General features: G+C 63.4%; 16 protein-coding genes and 2 riboswitches. Of the genes, 11 read left to right on the top strand and 5 right to left on the bottom strand.

Annotation, left to right across the window (positions count from 1 at the left end):
- Window positions 1–64 precede the first annotated feature (64 nt).
- Window positions 65–649, top strand: a complete 585-nt coding sequence (nfuA, locus tag V6M90_RS16380) for a Fe-S biogenesis protein NfuA (protein WP_003173594.1) — start codon at window positions 65–67, stop codon at window positions 647–649.
- Between the two features lie 368 nt (window positions 650–1017).
- Here nfuA and cobM read toward each other — a convergent pair whose 3' ends face one another.
- The 4 genes from cobM to V6M90_RS16400 form a co-directional block, all read right to left on the bottom strand.
- Window positions 1018–1764: a precorrin-4 C(11)-methyltransferase gene (cobM, locus tag V6M90_RS16385; RefSeq protein ID WP_003173595.1), complete on the bottom strand. Its 747-nt coding sequence runs from the start codon at window positions 1762–1764 to the stop codon at window positions 1018–1020.
- A gap of 68 nt (window positions 1765–1832) precedes the next feature.
- Entirely contained in the window at window positions 1833–2225 is a 393-nt protein-coding gene (locus V6M90_RS16390) for a cobalamin biosynthesis protein (RefSeq protein ID WP_003173596.1), read from the bottom strand.
- Window positions 2222–2926 carry a CbtA family protein gene (locus tag V6M90_RS16395; RefSeq protein ID WP_332846781.1) on the bottom strand — a complete coding sequence of 235 codons (705 nt, stop codon included), beginning with the start codon at window positions 2924–2926 and terminating at the stop codon, window positions 2222–2224. The genes V6M90_RS16390 and V6M90_RS16395 overlap by 4 nt, the downstream gene beginning before the upstream one ends.
- Window positions 2927–2937: 11 nt before the next feature.
- Window positions 2938–3126, bottom strand: coding sequence for a CbtB domain-containing protein (locus V6M90_RS16400; protein WP_003173598.1), 189 nt, complete (start codon window positions 3124–3126; stop codon window positions 2938–2940).
- 96 nt (window positions 3127–3222) lie between these two features.
- Window positions 3223–3427: riboswitch (cobalamin riboswitch) on the bottom strand.
- Window positions 3428–3469: 42 nt separating this feature from the next.
- Window positions 3470–3668: riboswitch (cobalamin riboswitch) on the top strand.
- A 93-nt stretch (window positions 3669–3761) separates the two neighbouring features.
- Here V6M90_RS16400 and cobW point away from each other — a divergent pair.
- The 4 genes from cobW to V6M90_RS16420 are packed head-to-tail and all read left to right on the top strand — an operon-like array spanning window position 3762 to window position 10242.
- Window positions 3762–4823, top strand: a complete 1062-nt coding sequence (cobW, locus tag V6M90_RS16405) for a cobalamin biosynthesis protein CobW (RefSeq protein WP_141065054.1) — start codon at window positions 3762–3764, stop codon at window positions 4821–4823.
- A 3-nt stretch (window positions 4824–4826) separates the two neighbouring features.
- The gene (cobN, locus tag V6M90_RS16410; protein ID WP_332846782.1) at window positions 4827–8588 is read left to right on the top strand and encodes a cobaltochelatase subunit CobN; all 3762 of its coding nucleotides are present in this window, start codon (window positions 4827–4829) and stop codon (window positions 8586–8588) included.
- Complete coding sequence (locus V6M90_RS16415; RefSeq protein ID WP_332846783.1) at window positions 8588–9586, top strand: ATP-binding protein; 999 nt, start codon at window positions 8588–8590, stop codon at window positions 9584–9586. Before cobN ends, V6M90_RS16415 begins: the two co-directional genes overlap by 1 nt.
- A gap of 53 nt (window positions 9587–9639) precedes the next feature.
- The gene (locus V6M90_RS16420) at window positions 9640–10242 is read left to right on the top strand and encodes a vWA domain-containing protein (protein WP_003173603.1); all 603 of its coding nucleotides are present in this window, start codon (window positions 9640–9642) and stop codon (window positions 10240–10242) included.
- 40 nt (window positions 10243–10282) lie between these two features.
- On the opposite strand, the gene V6M90_RS16425 is transcribed toward V6M90_RS16420, so the two are convergent.
- Entirely contained in the window at window positions 10283–11230 is a 948-nt protein-coding gene (locus V6M90_RS16425; protein ID WP_003173604.1) for a DUF1853 family protein, read from the bottom strand.
- 157 nt (window positions 11231–11387) lie between these two features.
- Here V6M90_RS16425 and V6M90_RS16430 point away from each other — a divergent pair, with 157 nt between their 5' ends.
- From V6M90_RS16430 to pepN, 6 genes are read left to right on the top strand one after another with little or no spacing between them, the layout of a single operon-like run.
- On the top strand, window positions 11388–12278 hold the full coding sequence (locus tag V6M90_RS16430; protein WP_003217892.1) for an NAD(+) kinase: 891 nt from the start codon (window positions 11388–11390) through the stop codon (window positions 12276–12278).
- Window positions 12275–13249, top strand: a complete 975-nt coding sequence (locus V6M90_RS16435; protein ID WP_370694852.1) for a metallophosphoesterase — start codon at window positions 12275–12277, stop codon at window positions 13247–13249. Before V6M90_RS16430 ends, V6M90_RS16435 begins: the two co-directional genes overlap by 4 nt.
- Window positions 13246–14118 (top strand): rhomboid family intramembrane serine protease, encoded by an 873-nt coding sequence (locus tag V6M90_RS16440; protein ID WP_003173607.1) that lies wholly within the window; start codon window positions 13246–13248, stop codon window positions 14116–14118. Before V6M90_RS16435 ends, V6M90_RS16440 begins: the two co-directional genes overlap by 4 nt.
- An 11-nt stretch (window positions 14119–14129) precedes the next feature.
- Window positions 14130–14390 (top strand): YeaC family protein, encoded by a 261-nt coding sequence (locus tag V6M90_RS16445; RefSeq protein WP_003173608.1) that lies wholly within the window; start codon window positions 14130–14132, stop codon window positions 14388–14390.
- Window positions 14387–15217 carry a DUF2797 domain-containing protein gene (locus V6M90_RS16450; RefSeq protein WP_332846784.1) on the top strand — a complete coding sequence of 277 codons (831 nt, stop codon included), beginning with the start codon at window positions 14387–14389 and terminating at the stop codon, window positions 15215–15217. Before V6M90_RS16445 ends, V6M90_RS16450 begins: the two co-directional genes overlap by 4 nt.
- A gap of 13 nt (window positions 15218–15230) precedes the next feature.
- A complete protein-coding gene (gene pepN, locus V6M90_RS16455) occupies window positions 15231–17888 on the top strand; it encodes an aminopeptidase N (protein ID WP_141065050.1) in 2658 nt (885 codons plus the stop codon).
- Window positions 17889–18062 lie beyond the last annotated feature (174 nt).

An 18062-nucleotide genomic window follows, 5' to 3' on the forward strand; every position in this document is an offset into this window, starting at 1 on the left:
TACTGGGACTTTGTGCCTGCGCCATGATTGGCGTAAACTGCGCGCAAGCCTGCGAGGAGTTTCCATGACTGCCATAACCATTACCGACGCCGCCCACGATTACCTGGCTGACCTGCTGTCCAAGCAGAACACGCCAGGCATCGGTATCCGCGTCTTTATCACCCAGCCCGGCACCCAATATGCCGAGACTTGCATTGCCTACTGCAAGCCCGGCGAAGAAAAACCTGAAGACACCGCGCTGGGGTTGAAAAGCTTCACCGCCTATATCGATGCCTTCAGCGAAGCCTTCCTTGACGATGCCGTGGTCGACTACGCCACCGATCGTATGGGCGGCCAGTTGACCATCAAGGCGCCGAACGCCAAGGTGCCGAATGTCAACGCCGACAGCCCGGTCAACGAGCGCATCAACTACTACCTGCAAACCGAGATCAACCCGGGTCTGGCCAGCCATGGCGGCCAGGTGAGCCTGATCGACGTAGTCGAGGACGGTATCGCCGTGCTCAAGTTCGGCGGCGGCTGCCAGGGCTGCGGCCAGGCGGACGTGACCCTGCGCGAAGGCATCGAGCGCACCCTGCTGGAGCGTATTCCGGAGCTCAAGGGCGTACGTGACGTGACCGACCACACGCAGAAAGAAAACGCCTACTACTGAGTAAGGTGTTCACTGCATATAAAAAACGGCGCCCCGTGAGCGCCGTTTTTTTATGCTTTAAATTCAGGGTGTTGCGAAGTATCTCTAACAAAGAAGATTAAGTGTGGGAGGGGGCTTGCAGTCGGCTTATGAGTAGGCTGATGCACCGCCATCAGGGCATAGGTATCTACACAACTTCCGGTGAGCGAAAAAAACTAGGGCGAATGGGCTGTTGTGGTGAGCGGGCTTGTCCCGCTCACCACAGGGAGGATTTTGAGCTTTTAAAAATTGTGTAGATACCTATGGCCATTGCGGGCAAGCCCTTCCCGCATTTTTTTGTGTTTGTTCAGTTAAATCAGTGTGTTGCTGTTAATTTGTAAGGTGAGATATCAAGGCCGATAGAGGTGCGCATGCCCGGCCCGATACAGCGACGATTCACTGAAACCGTCGTTTGCCAGCACCCGTCCCACCACGATCAGCGCCGTACGCCTGAACCCCTTGGCCGCCACCTTCTCGGCAATATCACTGAGTCTTCCCACCACCCAATCCTGATCCGGCCACGTCGCTCGGTGCACCACTGCAATCGGGCAGTCCGCGCCATAGTGCGGCAGCAGATCGGCGACGATCCTTTCCAGATGATTGACCCCCAGGTGAATCGCCATGGTCGTGCCGTGACGCGCCAGGCTGTCGAAATCCTCGCCTGCCGGCATGCTGGTTTTATCGGCGTAGCGCGTGAGGATCACGCTTTGGGCGATATCCGGCAGGGTCAGTTCGGTCTCCAGCAAGGCGGCGCAGGCGGCTACCGCTGTGACGCCGGGGATGATCTGGAACGGGATGCCCGCTTCGCGCAAATACCGGATCTGCTCGCCAATCGCTCCATACAGGCTGGGATCGCCGGAATGTACGCGGGCCACGTCCAGGCCTTTGGCGTGGGCAGCCTTGATCAGGTCGATGATCTGTTCCAGGTGCAATTCGGCGCTGTTGACCACTTGCTGCGCCTGATGGCCTACCAGCACCGCCGCAGGCACCAACGAGCCGGCATAAATGATCACCGGGCACTGGCGAATCAGGCGCTGGCCTTTGACGGTGATCAATTCCGGGTCGCCGGGGCCGGCGCCGATGAAGTAGACGGTCATACGCAAATCCTGTGACAAGCGGCGAGCATGAAGGTTGTTCATGATCGGGAAGGGCGATTATCGAGCGTTTAGTCGCCGCAGGCCAATGCAAAGGTGGCCTGGGCGTTTTTTTTGCGGGTGATCAACAGGCGGGCCGGGGCATTGGTGAGCTGTTCGGCAAGCGCCAGCGCGGCACTTTCGGCGATGCCGTAGCAGCCCGTATGGGCAAATGCGACCGCCGATTTGTGGCTGAGACGATCTTCATAAACAGCCAACTGCGTGGCACTGAAACACTGCAAGGGCAGCTTGAGCAACCGCGCCAGGTCGAGCAAACCGGGCTCATCCTGTTTGCGATCGAGGCTGGCCAGTGCGGTGATGCGCTGGCGATCGATGCCGCCCTCGGCGAGGGCGGCATCAAACAGCGCCAGCAGGGTGTAAACCTCACAACCGCGCTGGCAGCCCAGGCCGACGACGCAGGTCATGCCGAGTAGTGATCATCGCGGTTGCGCCGGAACAGCCAGGCGCTGATCAGGCCCAGTGCCAGCCAGAACGCCATGTTGGTCAACTGCGAAGCGATCTTGAATTGAGCCTCCAGCGCTTCTGGCGCCAGCATCGAGTGCACTTGCGGTTGTGGCGCGCCGATCACGTGCGGCACTGCCAGGATGGCCGCGCCCAGCACTTTGAGCAGCCAATGGCGGCCGAACACGATCAGTGCAATACCGACAGCGGTAGATGCGGCGGTGCCGATCCACCAGGTCTGGCGCAGCGCCAGCTCGGCGGCGGCAGTGCCCGGCAATTCCGGCGGCAGGCCGAGGGTGGGCGCCAGCACAAAGGTCGCATAACCGGCCAGGCCCCAGAGCAGGCCCTGGGCGGTGCGGGTGGGTGCGCGCAGGGTGTACAAGCCTGCCAGCATCAGCGCAAAACCGACGGCGACCACCAGATTGCCGCCGGTGGTGGACAGCACGCGCTGCCAGCCGTCTTCCGGCGACCAGGCTTCGGCGTCGTGGCTGTGGGCAGCGGCGCCGGTGCCGTGTTCGTGGGTTACTTCGGCGGTTGCCGGGGCGTGCTCAAAGGTTTCCGCCTGCAGAATCAGCGGGGCGACCCAGAAACTTTGCAGCAGGGTCAGCAGCAGGGCGGCCAAAAGGCCAGTGAATCCTGCGGTTTGCGCAATACGCTTGATCATCTCGGCAGGCCTCAGTGGCACGGGAACGCGGCGCTGTGGCGGGTATCGTGGGCGGCGTTGTGCACCGCCTCGATGTGCGAGAAGCCGGCGAAATACACCAGGCACGCGCCGAGGATCGACGCGCCGATGGCGGCGGTCAGACGTTGGCTGAGGGTAGTGGTACTGCTGGCGGTAGCTGAGGTGCTGCTGATGATCGACATGGCGCGTCCCTTTCAGGTGTCAGGGTGAAACGAGCGCATGAAAACCCCGCGAGCCGGGCACGCAGGGTTTTGAACAGCGCCCGCCCACCGCGGGTTTGTTATCTGATTTTTCGGGCCGGTCTCCGGGCTCGCGAGGGACTCTGGGTCTATAAAGCATCGCCTTCCCATGCCATACCGGCACAGTGGATCTGACGCTTCGCTCGCTTACCGTTGCGGGGGCAGCACCGGACTGGCCATCTGTCGATGACGCACCGGTTTCCCGTTTCACCCTGTGAAGGGCACCCGAAACAAGGCCTGTAGGAAAGCATGCAGAGCGACGGTAGTCAAATTGACCGAGCACCTGTAGCCTTGCATCCTGCGAGGTTCTTCGGCCCAGGCCGAAGCTAAGAAGGGAACACGGTTCAATCCGTGGCTGCCCCCGCAACTGTGAAGGGTTTACCGACTGCCATGCCACTGCCCATCAGGCGGGAAGGCGCAGCCGGCGCCGGCCTGATGGCCCGCATGCCCCTAGCCAGGAGACCTGCCTCGCAACCGATTTTCCACTTCAACCGGGCGGGGTGATCCGGTGACGAAATCCGCTGCTGCGCGCCGTCGCAGGGCTTATCGTCCCGTATGCCCGCCCTCAAGGGCATCCGATGAAAACACTGGCCAAACTTCCCGTCACCATCGTTACCGGCTTCCTCGGGTCGGGCAAAACCACCTTGCTGCGCCATATGCTCGACAATGCCCAGGGCCGTCGCATCGCCGTGATCGTCAACGAGTTCGGCGAGCTGGGCATCGACGGTGAAATCCTCAAGCAGTGCTCTATCGGTTGCACCGAGGAAGAAGCCAACGGTCGTGTCTACGAACTGGCCAACGGCTGCCTGTGCTGCACCGTGCAGGAAGAATTCTTCCCGGTGATGCGTGAGCTGGTGGCCCGTCGCGGCGACCTCGACCATATCCTCATCGAAACCTCGGGCCTGGCGCTGCCAAAACCGTTGGTGCAAGCCTTCCAGTGGCCGGAAATCCGCAGCGCCTGCACGGTTGACGCGGTGATCACCGTGGTCGACAGCCCCGCCGTGGCCGCCGGTACCTTCGCCGCGTTCCCCGACCAGGTCGACGCCCAGCGCAAGCTCGACCCGAATCTGGATCACGAGTCGCCCTTGCACGAGCTGTTCGCCGACCAGTTGGCCAGCGCCGACCTGGTGATCCTCAATAAATCCGACCTGATCAGCCGCGAAGACCTGGCCCGCGTGCGCCTGGAAGTCGCCCAAGAGCTGCCGCCGGCGGTGAAAGTTATCGAAGCCAGCAGTGGCCGCGTTCCGCTGGACGTGCTGATCGGCCTGGGTGCCGGCTCCGAAGAGCACATCGACGGTCGCCACAGCCATCACGATCATCATCACGACGGTGAAGACGATCACGACCATGACGCTTTTGACTCGATCTCCATCGACCTGCCGCAGGCCGACGAAGCCTTGCTGCTCGACGCGCTGACCCAACTGGTGGTGCAGCACGGCATCCTGCGCGTCAAAGGCTTCGCCGCGATCCCGAACAAGCCGATGCGTCTGCTGGTCCAGGGCGTGGGCACGCGTTTCGACAAGCACTTCGACCGTGCCTGGGGCGCTGACGAGGCGCGCATCACGCGCCTGGTGCTGATCGGCCAGGACCTGGATGCCGCCGGCCTTGAAGCGCAGTTGCGCGCAGCGCTCAGCGTTTAACCCATGCACCTGCTCAGGACTCAGCCCGGTGGTTTCGTCGCGGACGACAATATCGCCGACCTTGGCCAGACCCCCGCCGAACTGGTGATCCTGTGCAGCGGCGATTCGAGCCTGGCGCTGCTGGCCGAAGCGGCGCAACAGTTACCCGACGATTACCCCAGCCTGCGCCTGGCCAACCCGATGCAGGTGCAGAACCACGCGTCGGTCGACCTGTACGTCGACGAAGTGCTGCGCCATGCCAAGGTCATCCTGCTTTCGCTGCATGGCGGTATCGGTTATTGGCGCTATGGCATCGAGCGCCTGGTGGAGCTGGCCGAACGCGGCGTCACGCTGATCCTCGTGCCGGGCGATGATCGCCCGGACCCGGAACTCAGTGGCCTGAGCACGGTAAACGCCGAACAACGCGACCGCCTGTGGCACTTCCTGCGCCAGGGCGGCTTGGGCAATGCGCTGGATTTCTATCGCTGCCTGGCCAGCGGTTACCTGGGCCGTGATTACCCTTGGGCCGAGCCGCAAACCCTGGCGCGGACCGCGATCTATCACCCGCACACCGCCAATGCCCGTCTTGAAGACTGGCAGTTGGCGTGGAACCCGGACTGGCCCGTAGCGGCGGTGCTGTTCTACCGTTCGCATTTGCAGGCGGCCAATACCGGTTTTATCGACGAGTTCTGTCAACGCTTGCAGGCGGCGGGCCTCAACCCGCTGCCGATGGCGGTGGCCAGCCTGAAAGAGCCCGGCTGTCTGGCGGTGGTCGAGGACCTGCTGGATGAGGTCGACGCCGCGGTGATCCTCAACACCACCGGTTTTGCCCAGTCCAGCCCCGAAGCGCCGCATGTGCGCCCGTTTCGTCGCAATATCCCAGTGATCCAGGCCATTTGCGCCCAGGACAACCAGCCCGGTTGGCAGGCCAGCGAGCAGGGCCTGGGCCCGCGCGACCTGGCGATGCACATTGCCTTGCCGGAACTGGACGGGCGCATCATCAGCCGGCCCATCAGTTTCAAGGACCTGGCCTGGCGCAGCGAGCGCAGCCAGTCGGATGTGGTGTGCTACCGCGCAGCGCCCGAGCGCATGGACTTTGTCGCCTCGCTCGCACGGCGCTGGGTCGAGCTGGCGCGGGTGCCGAATGCGCATAAGCGCATCGCGCTGATCCTCGCCAACTACCCGACCCGCGATGGTCGCATCGGTAATGGCGTGGGCCTGGACACGCCGGCGGCGGCACTGAATATCCTGCGGGCGCTGCAGGCTGAAGGCTATCCGCTGCCGGATACTTTGCCGGACAGCGGCACGGCATTGATCCATGAACTGCTCGGCGGCGTCACCAACGACCTCGACAGCCTGGACCTGCGCCCCTGCCATCAAAGCCTGGGCCTGGATGACTATGAGGCGATGTTCCAGCGCTTGCCGCAGGCCAATCGCCAGGCCGTGCTGGAGCGCTGGGGCGCGCCGCATACCGACCCGATGTTCCGCGACGGCCGCCTGATGATCGCCGGCCTGCGCCTGGGCCAGACGTTTGTCGGCATCCAGCCGGCGCGCGGTTACCAAGTGGATGCCAGCGCGGTGTATCACGACCCGGACCTGGTGCCGCCCCACGGCTATCTGGCGTTCTATTTCTGGTTGCGCCACACCTACGGCGCCCATGGCGTGATCCACGTGGGCAAGCACGGCAACCTGGAATGGCTGCCGGGCAAAGGCGTGGGCTTGTCGGAAAACTGCTGGCCCGACGCGCTGCTCGGGCCATTGCCGAATATCTACCCGTTTATCGTCAATGATCCGGGTGAGGGCGCCCAAGCCAAGCGGCGTGCCCAAGCGGTGATCATCGACCACCTGATGCCGCCGCTGACCCGCGCCGAAACCTATGGCCCGCTGCGTGACCTGGAGCTGTTGGCGGACGAGTATTACGAAGCTCAACTGCTCGATCCGCGCCGTGCCCGCGAACTGCAAAAAGACATTCTCAAGCTGGTGCGCGAAACCCATATCGACCAGGAACTTGAACTGGACGGCGACGCGGATGCCGCCATTTGGCTGCCGCGCCTGGACACCTACCTGTGTGACTTGAAGGAATCGCAGATCCGCGACGGCCTGCATATCTTTGGCGAGTCGCCGCAAGGCCGCCTGCGCATTGATACGCTGCTGGCCTTGCTGCGTATTCCGCGTGGCGATGGCCGTGGCCCGCAATCGAGCCTGCTGCGGGTGTTGGCCAAGGCATTCGAGCTGGGTTTCGATCCGCTGGATTGCGCCCTGGCCGAGCCCTGGACCGGACGTCGCCCAGCGGCGTTGCAGCAGATGGATGAACAGCTGTGGCGCACCGCCGGCGATACCCGCGAGCGCCTGGAAGTGTACGCCGCGCGCTTGATCGAACAGGCCTTGGACGGGCCGCTGGAGCAGTTGCAAGCGCCCGGTTGGGAAGACGTGAACGCGGTGATCGAGCACCTGCGTAGCCTCGTCGCGCCACGCCTGGATGCCTGCGGCCCGGCGGAAATGCGTGGTTTGCTCGATGCCCTGAGCGGTCGTTTCGTGCCAGCCGGGCCGAGCGGTGCGCCCAGCCGTGGGCGCCTGGATGTGCTGCCCACCGGCCGCAACTTCTTCAGCGTCGATGTACGCAACCTGCCCACCACCACGGCCTGGCGCATTGGTTTCCAGTCCGCGAATCTGATCCTTGAGCGGCATTTGCAGGACCACGGCGACCACCTGCGTCAGCTCGGCCTGTCGGTGTGGGGCACGGCGACCATGCGGACCGGCGGTGACGATATCGCCCAGGCCATGGCGCTGATGGGTGTGCGCCCGGTCTGGGCCACCGGCAGCCAGCGGGTGGACGACTTTGAAATCCTGCCGGTCAGCCTGCTCGACCGCCCGCGTGTGGACGTGACGTTGCGGGTGTCCGGGTTCTTCCGCGATGCCTTCGCCAACCTGATCCGCCTGTTCGATGCGGCGGTGCAGGCGGTGGCGGCCCTGGACGAGCCGGATGACCTGAACCCGCTGGCCGCCAAGGTGCGCAGCGAGCGCGAGGCACTGCGTTTGTCGGGGCTGGATGAAGATGCCGCCGCGAAACAGGCCGGCTGGCGTATTTTCGGCGCCAAGCCCGGTGCCTACGGCGCCGGCGTGCAAGGCGCGATTGACGGCCGCCTGTGGCAAAGTCGCGAGGATCTGGCTGAGGTCTACTTGAATTGGGGTGGCTATGCTTATGGCGGCTCCGACGAGGGCACCGCCGCCCGCGAGCAGTTCGCCCATCGCCTGAGCCAGGTGCAGGCCGTGCTGCAAAACCAGGACAACCGCGAGCATGACCTGCTCGACTCCAACGACTACTACCAGTTCCAGGGCGGCATGCTCGCCGCCGTGGAAACCCTGAGCGGCGACAAGGCCGCCAGCTACCATGGCGACCACAGCCAGCCGGACCTGCCGAAGATCCGTACCTTGAAGGAAGAGCTGAACCGGGTGATCCGTTCCCGCGCCGCCAACCCCAAGTGGATCGACGGCGTGAAGCGCCATGGCTATAAAGGCGCGTTCGAGATGGCCGCGACGGTGGACAACCTGTTCGCCTTCGACGCCACCACGGCGCTGATCGACGATCATCAATATGCCTTGCTTGCCGACGCCTACCTGCTCGACCCTGACACCCGCGATTTTGTGCAGCGGCACAACCCCGCTGCGCTGCGCGACATGACCGAGCGCATGCTCGAGGCGCAACAGCGCGGCCTGTGGCAGGAGCCGGGGGCGTACCGCGAGGCGTTGGAAAACCTGTTGCTGGATATAGAAGAAGACAGCTAATGACTGATATTCCCCATTTTCCGCTGTCCGCCGTGGTCGGTGCCGATGATTTGAAGCTGGCGCTGTGCCTGACCGCCATCGACCCGAAGATCGGCGGTGTGCTGATCGAAGGCCCGCGCGGCATGGCCAAGTCCACCCTGGCGCGCGGCCTGGCCGACCTGCTGGCCAGCGGGCAGTTCGTGACGTTGCCCCTGGGCGCCACTGAAGAACGACTGGTGGGCACCCTCGATCTCGACGCGGCACTCGGCGAAGGCCGCGCACAATTTTCCCCCGGTGTGCTGGCCAAGGCCGATGGCGGGGTGCTGTATGTCGATGAGGTCAACTTGCTCGCCGATCACCTGGTCGACCTGCTGCTTGATGTCGCCGCCAGCGGCACCAACCTGATCGAGCGTGACGGCATCTCCCATCGGCATTCGGCGCGCTTCGTGCTGATCGGCACCATGAACCCGGAGGAGGGCGAGCTGCGTCCGCAGTTGCTCGACCGTTTTGGCTTCAATGTGGCGTTGAGCGGGCAGACCTTGCCGGCCGAGCGCGGGCAGATCATCCGTCGACGCCTGGATTTCGACAGCGACCCGGCGGCGTTCTGCGCGCAGTGGGCCGCACCGCAGGCAGCCTTGCGTGAACGCTGCACGGCCGCGCGAGCGCGGTTGCACAGTATCGCCCTGGATGACCAGGCCCTGGCGCAGATTACCGAGCGCTGCTTTGCCGCCGGTGTCGATGGGATGCGCGCCGACCTGGTCTGGCTGCGCGGCGCCAGGGCCCACGCGGCGTGGCGGGGCGCCAATGCGATTGGCGAAGAGGATATCGAGGCCGTGGCCGAATTTGCCCTGCGCCATCGGCGCCAGAAGCAGTCGCCGCCGGCCAGTCCACCTGATCAAGGGCCGGCGCCCAAACCCTCGGACACCTCCCCAGGCCAAGGCCAGTGGGGCGACATGCCCGCACCGGCCTTGCCCACCGGCGCTCGCCGCGAAGTGCCCGCCTGGCCAAAAAAGCCCTAGGCATTCGCCCCCGGCCTGACATGGGGGCGGATGCCCGTCCCCAGGCGGGGCGATTGAATACCGGCAGGCAAGGCAAGGCGCGCAGCGCACAGCAGGGGGCGGTTGACTGGCCGGGTACCTTGCTGGGCGGTCGGCCGCAATCGCGCGAGGACCTGCGGTTTCATCTACGCAGCCGCTCGGCCCACGAGTTGTGGCTGGTGATTGTCGACGCTTCGGCGTCGACCCGGCGGCACCGTGCCTTGACCGATGCCAAGGGCTTGCTGGCCCAACTGTTTGACGATGCCTATCGGCAACGCGCGCGCATGGCGTTGTTGACGGCGAGTGGGCAGGCACCCAAGTGGCAGGTGCAAGGGCTCAAAGCCGCGAAAGGCTTGACCGGCTGGCTGGATCAGCTGGGTGCCGGCGGCGGTACGCCGTTGCTGGCGGCGTTGACCGAAGCGGGGCAGTGGTTGGTGACGCGGCGCAAGCGCTATCCCGCCGAGCAACAAAAGTTGTTGGTGATTACCGATGGGCGACTCAAGGACATCCGTGGGTTGCCGTTATTGGTGTGTCCGGGGGTGCTGGTGGATATCGAGCGTGGCCCGATCAGGTTGGGCCGGGCCCAGGCGTTGGCGGCGGGGTTGCAGTTGGAGTATCGGCATATCGATGAGGTGTAGTGCCTGTACCGATGAGGCCCGGACAAGCACTTCAAGACCATCAGCCCGCCCCCGGCACATTCGGCCAAAGATCCGCCACCAGGAACAAACGCTCCGCTTCCTCCCAATCCTCACCGTTCTGGACCATGCGCACCAACAACTGCGCCGGCGCCATCGGATCAAGATCAGTCAGCCAACGCTGCATCTGTGCTTCGCTCCACACCTCTGCGGGCGGGTAATGGGCCGGCGCCAGCCAGGCATGCCGGGGCAACGGTTGCCACCGGCCTGGCGCGCTGGCGCTGACAAACTGCTGCCAGTCGCGCTGATGCAACCAGCGCCCACGCAAATGCTGCGGATGGGCACCGCGAGGGGCGGCGGCCAACCCTGGCCAGGGATACAACAAATACCCACCCAGCCACAAATGTGCATCGAAATGCTGGATATCCAGCGCCGCCAGCACCTCACGGCTCTCCGCCCGCGCCGAAATCGGCAATTGGTGCTGGGCCAGGTGCGCCAGCTTGCGGTCGAGCCGGTCATGACAACCCGGGCCCAGCCACTGCGCCGTGTCCTCGCCATCGCCGGCCTGCGGGCCCAGGTAGAGCTTGATCGCCAGTTCCAGGTGGTGCACGCCATCGCGGTCGCGCAGCAGCATGTCCAGCTCGCCCAGGGTATGCCCGGCGCGGCGGATCGGCAGGTTGGCGGCCAGCAGCTCCACGCCCGGCGCATGCTGCACGGCGAACTGCCACAGGCGTTCGTAATACAGGCCCAGGCGCCGCGTGCGCGACAGGCTCAGCCAGTGCTGCAAGGCGCTGCTGTCCTGGTCCAGTTGTCGCAGCCAGTGTTCGAGCCGGTCGGGGGCTTGCACCCAGTCGCTGCCGGCCAGTGGGTGGCGTTGCGGCCAGGGCGCCTGGGCAAGCATCGGCGGGGCGAGTATCACCCACGCCAGGTCGCGCACCTCGGGGTGGCGCAGTTGGCGGGGCAGGGTGTGCAAGTCGGGGAATACAGTCATGGTCCGAGCATAGCCTTTTAAGCCGGGAGCGGATGCCTGAAAAAACCCTGAGAACCATTGTCATCAAGGCTTCACGGCGACAAAGGATTTTGCCTCACGCGGCCTTTCGCCCATAATCGTTTCTTTTTTGCCACACCCCACGCCCCGCAGGAGCCCCATGGAGCAATTTCGCAATATCGGCATCATCGGTCGCCTGGGCAGTACCCAGGTGTTGGACACCGTCCGCCGGCTGAAAAAATTCCTGCTGGAACGCCACCTGCATGTGATCCTCGAAGACACCATCGCCGAGATTCTCCCCGGTCATGGCCTGCAAACCTCATCGCGCAAGATGCTCGGTGAAGTGTGCGACATGGTCATTGTGGTTGGCGGTGACGGCAGCCTGCTCGGCGCGGCCCGGGCATTGGCGCGGCATAACGTGCCGGTGCTGGGGATCAACCGGGGCAGCCTGGGGTTTCTGACCGATATCCGCCCCGATGAGCTGGAAGTGGAAGTGGCCAAGGTGCTCGACGGCCACTACCTGGTGGAAAACCGCTTCCTGCTGCAAGCCGAAGTGCGTCGCCACGGTGAAGCCATCGGCCAGGGCGATGCGCTCAATGACGTGGTGCTGCACCCGGGTAAATCCACGCGCATGATCGAGTTCGAGCTGTACATCGACGGCCAGTTCGTGTGCAGCCAGAAGGCCGACGGCCTGATCGTCGCCACGCCGACCGGGTCGACGGCCTACGCGCTGTCGGCCGGTGGCCCGATCATGCACCCCAAGCTCGATGCCATTGTGATCGTGCCGATGTACCCCCATATGTTGTCCAGCCGGCCGATTGTGGTCGATGGCAACAGTGAGCTGAAAATCGTGGTGTCCAAAGACATGCAGATCTACCCACAAGTCTCCTGCGACGGGCAGAACCATTTCACCTGCGCACCCGGTGACACCATCACCGTGAGCAAAAAGGCGCAGAAGTTGCGGCTGATCCACCCGCTGGATCACAACTACTACGAAGTGTGCCGCACCAAGCTGGGCTGGGGCAGCCGCTTGGGGGGTGGAGGCGACTGATGCTCGATCCCGCGCGTAGCTACGACCTGATTGGTGACGTGCACGGCTGCGCTCATACCCTTGAGCACCTGCTCGATCAGATGGGTTACCACAAGCAGGGCGGCACCTGGCGTCATCCGTCGCGCATGGCGGTGTTCCTTGGCGATATCATCGACCGCGGCCCGCGCATTCGCGAGGCGCTGCATATCGTCCACGACATGGCCGAGGCCGGCCAGGCGCTGTGCATCATGGGTAACCACGAATTCAACGCCCTGGGCTGGGTCACGCCGGCACCGCCAGGCAGTGGCCGCCAGTTCGTGCGCGAGCACACGCCACGCCATGAACGCTTGATCCACGAAACCCTGACCCAGTTCGAACAACACCCGGCCGATTGGCACGACTTCCTCACGTGGTTCTACGACATGCCGCTGTTTGTCGACGCCGGGCGGTTCCGTGTGGTGCATGCCTGCTGGGATGAAGGCTTTATCCAGCCACTGCGCGCCACGTTCCCCGAGGGGTGTATCGACCAGCACTTCCTGCAGGCCGCCGCCGTACCGGGCAGCTTTGCCTGCAACGCGTTCGACCGCCTGCTGCGCGGCACCGACATGCGCCTGCCGGATGGCCTGACGCTCACCGGTGGCGATGGCCTGACGCGTTCGTTCTTTCGTACCAAGTTCTGGGAAGACGACCCGAAAACCTATGGCGACATCGTGTTCCAGCCGGACGCTTTGCCGGAGCCGGTGGCCCGTACGCCACTGTCGTCGACGCAAAAAAATTCCCTGCTGCGCTACGGCGTCGACGAGCCCCTGTTGTTCGTCGGCCACTACTGGCGCAGCGGCACACCCGCACCGATCCGCCCGAACCTGGCCTGCCTGGATTACAGCGCGGTGCTGTACGGCAAGCTGGTGGCGTATCGGTTGGATCAGGAAACCCAACTGGATCCGCGCAAATTCGTATGGGTCGACGTTGAGCGGCCCGAGGTGATTGCATGAGTACCGTGGCCGTATTGCGCTTGCCACTGAGCGTCGACTTGGGTGGTTTCGTCAAATTGCTGCAACGCATGCAAGTGCCCCATCACGTCAGTGAGGAAGCGGGGGAGCAGGTATTGTGGGTGCCGGAGGCGATCAGCGACGACGTGCGCGTGCTGTACCAGCGCTTTCCCGCCGGCGACCCCGACCGCCAACTGGATATTCCCGAGCAGGCGCCGCCCGCCCGCCCAGGCTTTTTAGCGCAGCTGCGCCAGAGTCCGGTGACCGCCCTGGTGCTGCTGGCGAGCCTGATCGTCGGTGCGCTGACCCTGCTCGGGGAAAACCTGCAAGCCATGAGCTGGCTGACCTTCCTGCCGTTCCGGGTGATGGGCGAATACATCCAGTTCACGCCATTTGCCGAAACGTTGGCGTCGGGACAGTGGTGGCGGTTGTTCACGCCGATGCTGATTCACTTCGGCATCCTGCACCTGGCCATGAACGGCATGTGGTACTGGGAGCTGGGCCGGCGTATCGAAAGCCGCCAAGGCAGTATCAATCTGCTGGGCCTGACCCTGTTGTTCAGCCTGGTCTCCAATTACGCGCAATACGCCTATGGCGGTCCTGGCCTGTTCGGCGGCTTGTCCGGCGTGTTGTATGGCCTGCTCGGGCATTGCTGGATCTATCAATTGCTCTCGCCCAACCCGGCCTATCGCCTGCCCCGTGGGGTGCTGGTGATGATGCTGGTGTGGCTGGTGCTGTGCCTGTCGGGGCTGGTCTCGATGATCGGTTTCGGCCAAATCGCCAACGCGGCCCATGTGGGCGGCCTGGTTATCGGTTGCCTCACCGGTTTGCTGGGCGGGCTGTACAGCCGCCGCAAATCCTCTATTGGATAAGGAAGAGCCTCATGTCCTCTTTTGTTGAAATGATCGAAAACATCACCCCGGACATCTACGAGAGCCTCAAGCTCGCCGTGGAAATCGGCAAGTGGTCCGATGGCCGCAAACTCACCGCCGAGCAGCGCGAACTGTCCCTGCAAGCCATGATCGCCTGGGAGATCCAGAACCTGCCGGAAGACCAGCGCACCGGCTACATGGGCCCGCAGGAATGCCAGTCCAAGTCGACCACCGTGCCGAACATCCTGTTCAAGTCGGATGCGATCCATTGATTGAAATCGGTCGCGGTGCAGTCAGCAAAATGTCGGCGCAACTCGGTGAGCCGACCGTTCAATACGCGTTTCGTCTGGGCGATAGCGAGGTGCCGGTCAATCCGTTGATCGGTACCCATGTGCGCCTGGAGTACCTCGGTGCCATCCATTGCAGCCATTGCGGCCGCAAGACCAAGACCAGCTTCAGCCAGGGTTATTGCTACCCGTGCATGACCAAACTGGCTCAGTGCGACCTGTGCATCATGAGCCCCGAGCGTTGCCATTACGACGCCGGCACCTGCCGTGATCCAGGCTGGGGCGAACAGTTCTGCATGACCGACCACGTGGTCTACCTGGCCAATTCGTCGGGGATCAAGGTCGGTATCACCCGCGCCACCCAGTTGCCGACGCGCTGGCTGGACCAGGGCGCGAGCCAGGCATTGCCGATCATGCGTGTCGCCACGCGCCAGCAGTCCGGGTTCGTCGAAGACCTGTTCCGCAGCCAGGTGGCCGACAAGACCAACTGGCGTGCGCTGCTCAAGGGCGATGCGCAATCGGTGGACCTCCAGCAGGTCCGTGATGAGCTGTTCGCAGCCTGCGCCGACGGGCTGTTGAGCTTGCAGGAACGCTTTGGCCTGCAGGCCATCCAACCGGTAACCGACATCGAGCCGATTGAGATTCGCTACCCGGTGGAGCAGTATCCGACCAAAATCGTCAGCTTCAACCTGGACAAGAACCCGATTGCCGAAGGCACGCTGCTGGGGATCAAGGGCCAATACCTGATCTTCGACACCGGCGTTATCAATATTCGCAAATACACGGCCTACCAGCTCGCCGTGCATCAGTAGAAGGATTGCAAGCATGCGCACCGAACAACCGAAGATGATTTACCTGAAGGACTATCAGGCGCCGGACTACCTGATCGACGAGACGCACCTGACCTTCGAGTTGTTCGAGGACCACAGCCTGGTCCACGCGCAGCTGGTGATGCGCCGTAACCCCGAGCGTGGCGCCGGTTTGCCGCCGCTGGTGCTCGATGGCCAGCAACTGGAACTGTTGAGCGTGAACCTGGCCGATCAGCAATTGACCGACGCTGACTATCAGTTGACCGACAGCCACCTGACCGTGCACCCAAACAGTGCCACGTTTACCCTCGACACCACGGTCAAGATCCACCCGGAAAGCAACACCGCGCTGGAAGGCCTGTATAAGTCCGGCAGCATGTTCTGCACCCAGTGCGAGGCCGAGGGCTTTCGCAAGATCACCTATTACCTCGACCGCCCGGACGTCATGAGCACCTTCACCACCACGGTGATCGCCGAGCAGCACCGCTACCCGGTGCTGCTGTCCAACGGCAACCCGATCGCCAGCGGCCCCGGCGAAGACGGCCGCCACTGGGCGACCTGGGAAGACCCGTTCAAGAAGCCGGCCTACCTGTTTGCGTTGGTAGCCGGTGATCTGTGGTGCGTCGAAGACAGTTTCACCACCATGACCCAGCGTGAAGTGGCGCTGCGCATCTACGTCGAGCCGGAAAACATCGACAAGTGCCAGCACGCCATGACCAGCCTGAAGAAGTCCATGCGCTGGGACGAAGAAACCTATGGCCGCGAGTACGACCTGGACATCTTCATGATCGTCGCGGTCAACGACTTCAACATGGGTGCCATGGAGAACAAGGGCCTCAATATCTTCAACTCCAGCGCCGTGCTGGCCCGCGCCGAAACCGCTACCGACGCCGCGCACCAGCGCGTCGAGGCGATTGTGGCTCACGAATACTTCCACAACTGGTCGGGCAACCGCGTGACCTGCCGCGACTGGTTCCAGCTGTCGCTCAAGGAAGGCTTTACCGTGTTCCGTGATTCGGGCTTCTCGGCCGACATGAACTCGGCCACGGTCAAGCGTATCCAGGACGTGGCTTATCTGCGTACCCACCAGTTCGCCGAAGACGCCGGCCCCATGGCCCACGCCGTGCGCCCGGACAGCTTTATCGAAATCTCCAACTTCTACACCCTGACCGTGTACGAAAAGGGCTCGGAAGTGGTCGGCATGATCCACACCTTGCTCGGCGCCGAAGGCTTCCGTAAAGGCAGCGACCTGTACTTCGAACGCCATGACGGCCAGGCCGTGACCTGCGACGATTTCATCAAGGCCATGGAAGACGCCAATGGGGCTGACCTCAGCCAGTTCAAACGCTGGTACAGCCAGGCCGGTACCCCACGTCTGGCAGTGAGCGAGTCCTACGACGCCACGGCAAAAACCTACAGCCTGACCTTCCGCCAGAGCTGCCCCGAAACCCCTGACAAGGTGGAAAAGCTGCCGTTCGTGATTCCGGTCGAACTGGGCCTGCTGGACGGCAAAGGCGCGGGCATTGCGCTGCGCCTGGCCGGTGAGGCAGCGGCGGGCGCTACCTCGCGGGTGATTTCGGTGACCGAGGCCGAGCAGACCTTCACTTTTGTCGATATCGCTGAACAGCCGCTGCCTTCGCTGCTGCGCGGCTTCTCGGCACCGGTGAAACTGAGCTTCCCCTACAGCCGCGATCAGCTGATGTTCCTGATGCAGCACGACAGCGATGGCTTTAACCGCTGGGATGCCGGCCAGCAACTGTCGGTGCAAGTGTTGCAGGAACTCATTGGCCAGCATCAGGCGGGTCAACCGCTGAAGCTGGACCAGCGCCTGGTCGAGGCGCTGCGCACGGTGTTGAGCGACGAAAGCCTGGATCAGGCCATGGTCGCCGAAATGCTCTCGCTGCCTGGTGAAGCCTACCTGACGGAAATCAGCGACGTGGCTGACGTTGACGCCATCCACGCCGCTCGCGAATTTGCCCGCATGCAGCTGGCCGACCAGCTCTTCGAAGGCCTGTGGCTGCGTTATCAAGCCAATCGTGAGCTGTCCAGGCAGACGCCGTATGTCGCTGCTGCGGAGCATTTTGCCCGGCGTGCGTTGCAGAACATTGCGCTGTCGTACCTGATGCTCAGCGGCAAGCCAGAAGTGTTGGCGGCGACGCTGGACCAGTTCGACACCAGCGACAACATGACCGAACGCCTGACCGCGCTGGCCGTGCTGGTGAACTCGCCGTTCGAAGCGGAAAAGGCCAAGGCCCTGGCGGTGTTCGCCGAGAACTTCAAGGACAACCCGCTGGTCATGGACCAGTGGTTCAGCGTGCAGGCCGCCAGCACCTTGCCGGGTGGCCTGGCGCGTGTGCAGGCGTTGATGGAGCACCCGGCGTTCAACCTCAAGAACCCGAACAAGGTGCGTGCCCTGATCGGCGCGTTTGCCGGGCAGAACCTGATCAACTTCCATGCGGCCGACGGCTCGGGCTATCGCTTCCTGGCCGACCTGGTGATCCAGCTCAATGGCTTCAACCCGCAGATCGCGTCGCGCCAATTGGCGCCGCTGACGCGCTGGCGTAAATACGACAGCGCACGGCAGGCGCTGATGAAGGCCGAGCTGGAGCGCATCCTGGCCTCCGGTGGGCTGTCGAGCGATGTGTTCGAGGTGGTCAGCAAGAGCCTGGCGTAAGCATGGGTAAACGCACTTGAACCTGTGGCGAGGGAGCTTGCTTCCTCACCACGGATTCAAGCCTGCGTTCGGCCAGCGTGTTTGACGGGGCGCCTGAGATCAAGATCAAAAGCCAGAACCAGAACAACGGCGCAAGAGCTTTGAATAACCGAAAGGCCCACCTTGCTACTGACA

It is taken from the genome of Pseudomonas lactucae, from assembly GCF_036688725.1.
GTDB classification, from domain to species: Bacteria; Pseudomonadota; Gammaproteobacteria; order Pseudomonadales; family Pseudomonadaceae; genus Aquipseudomonas; species Aquipseudomonas lactucae.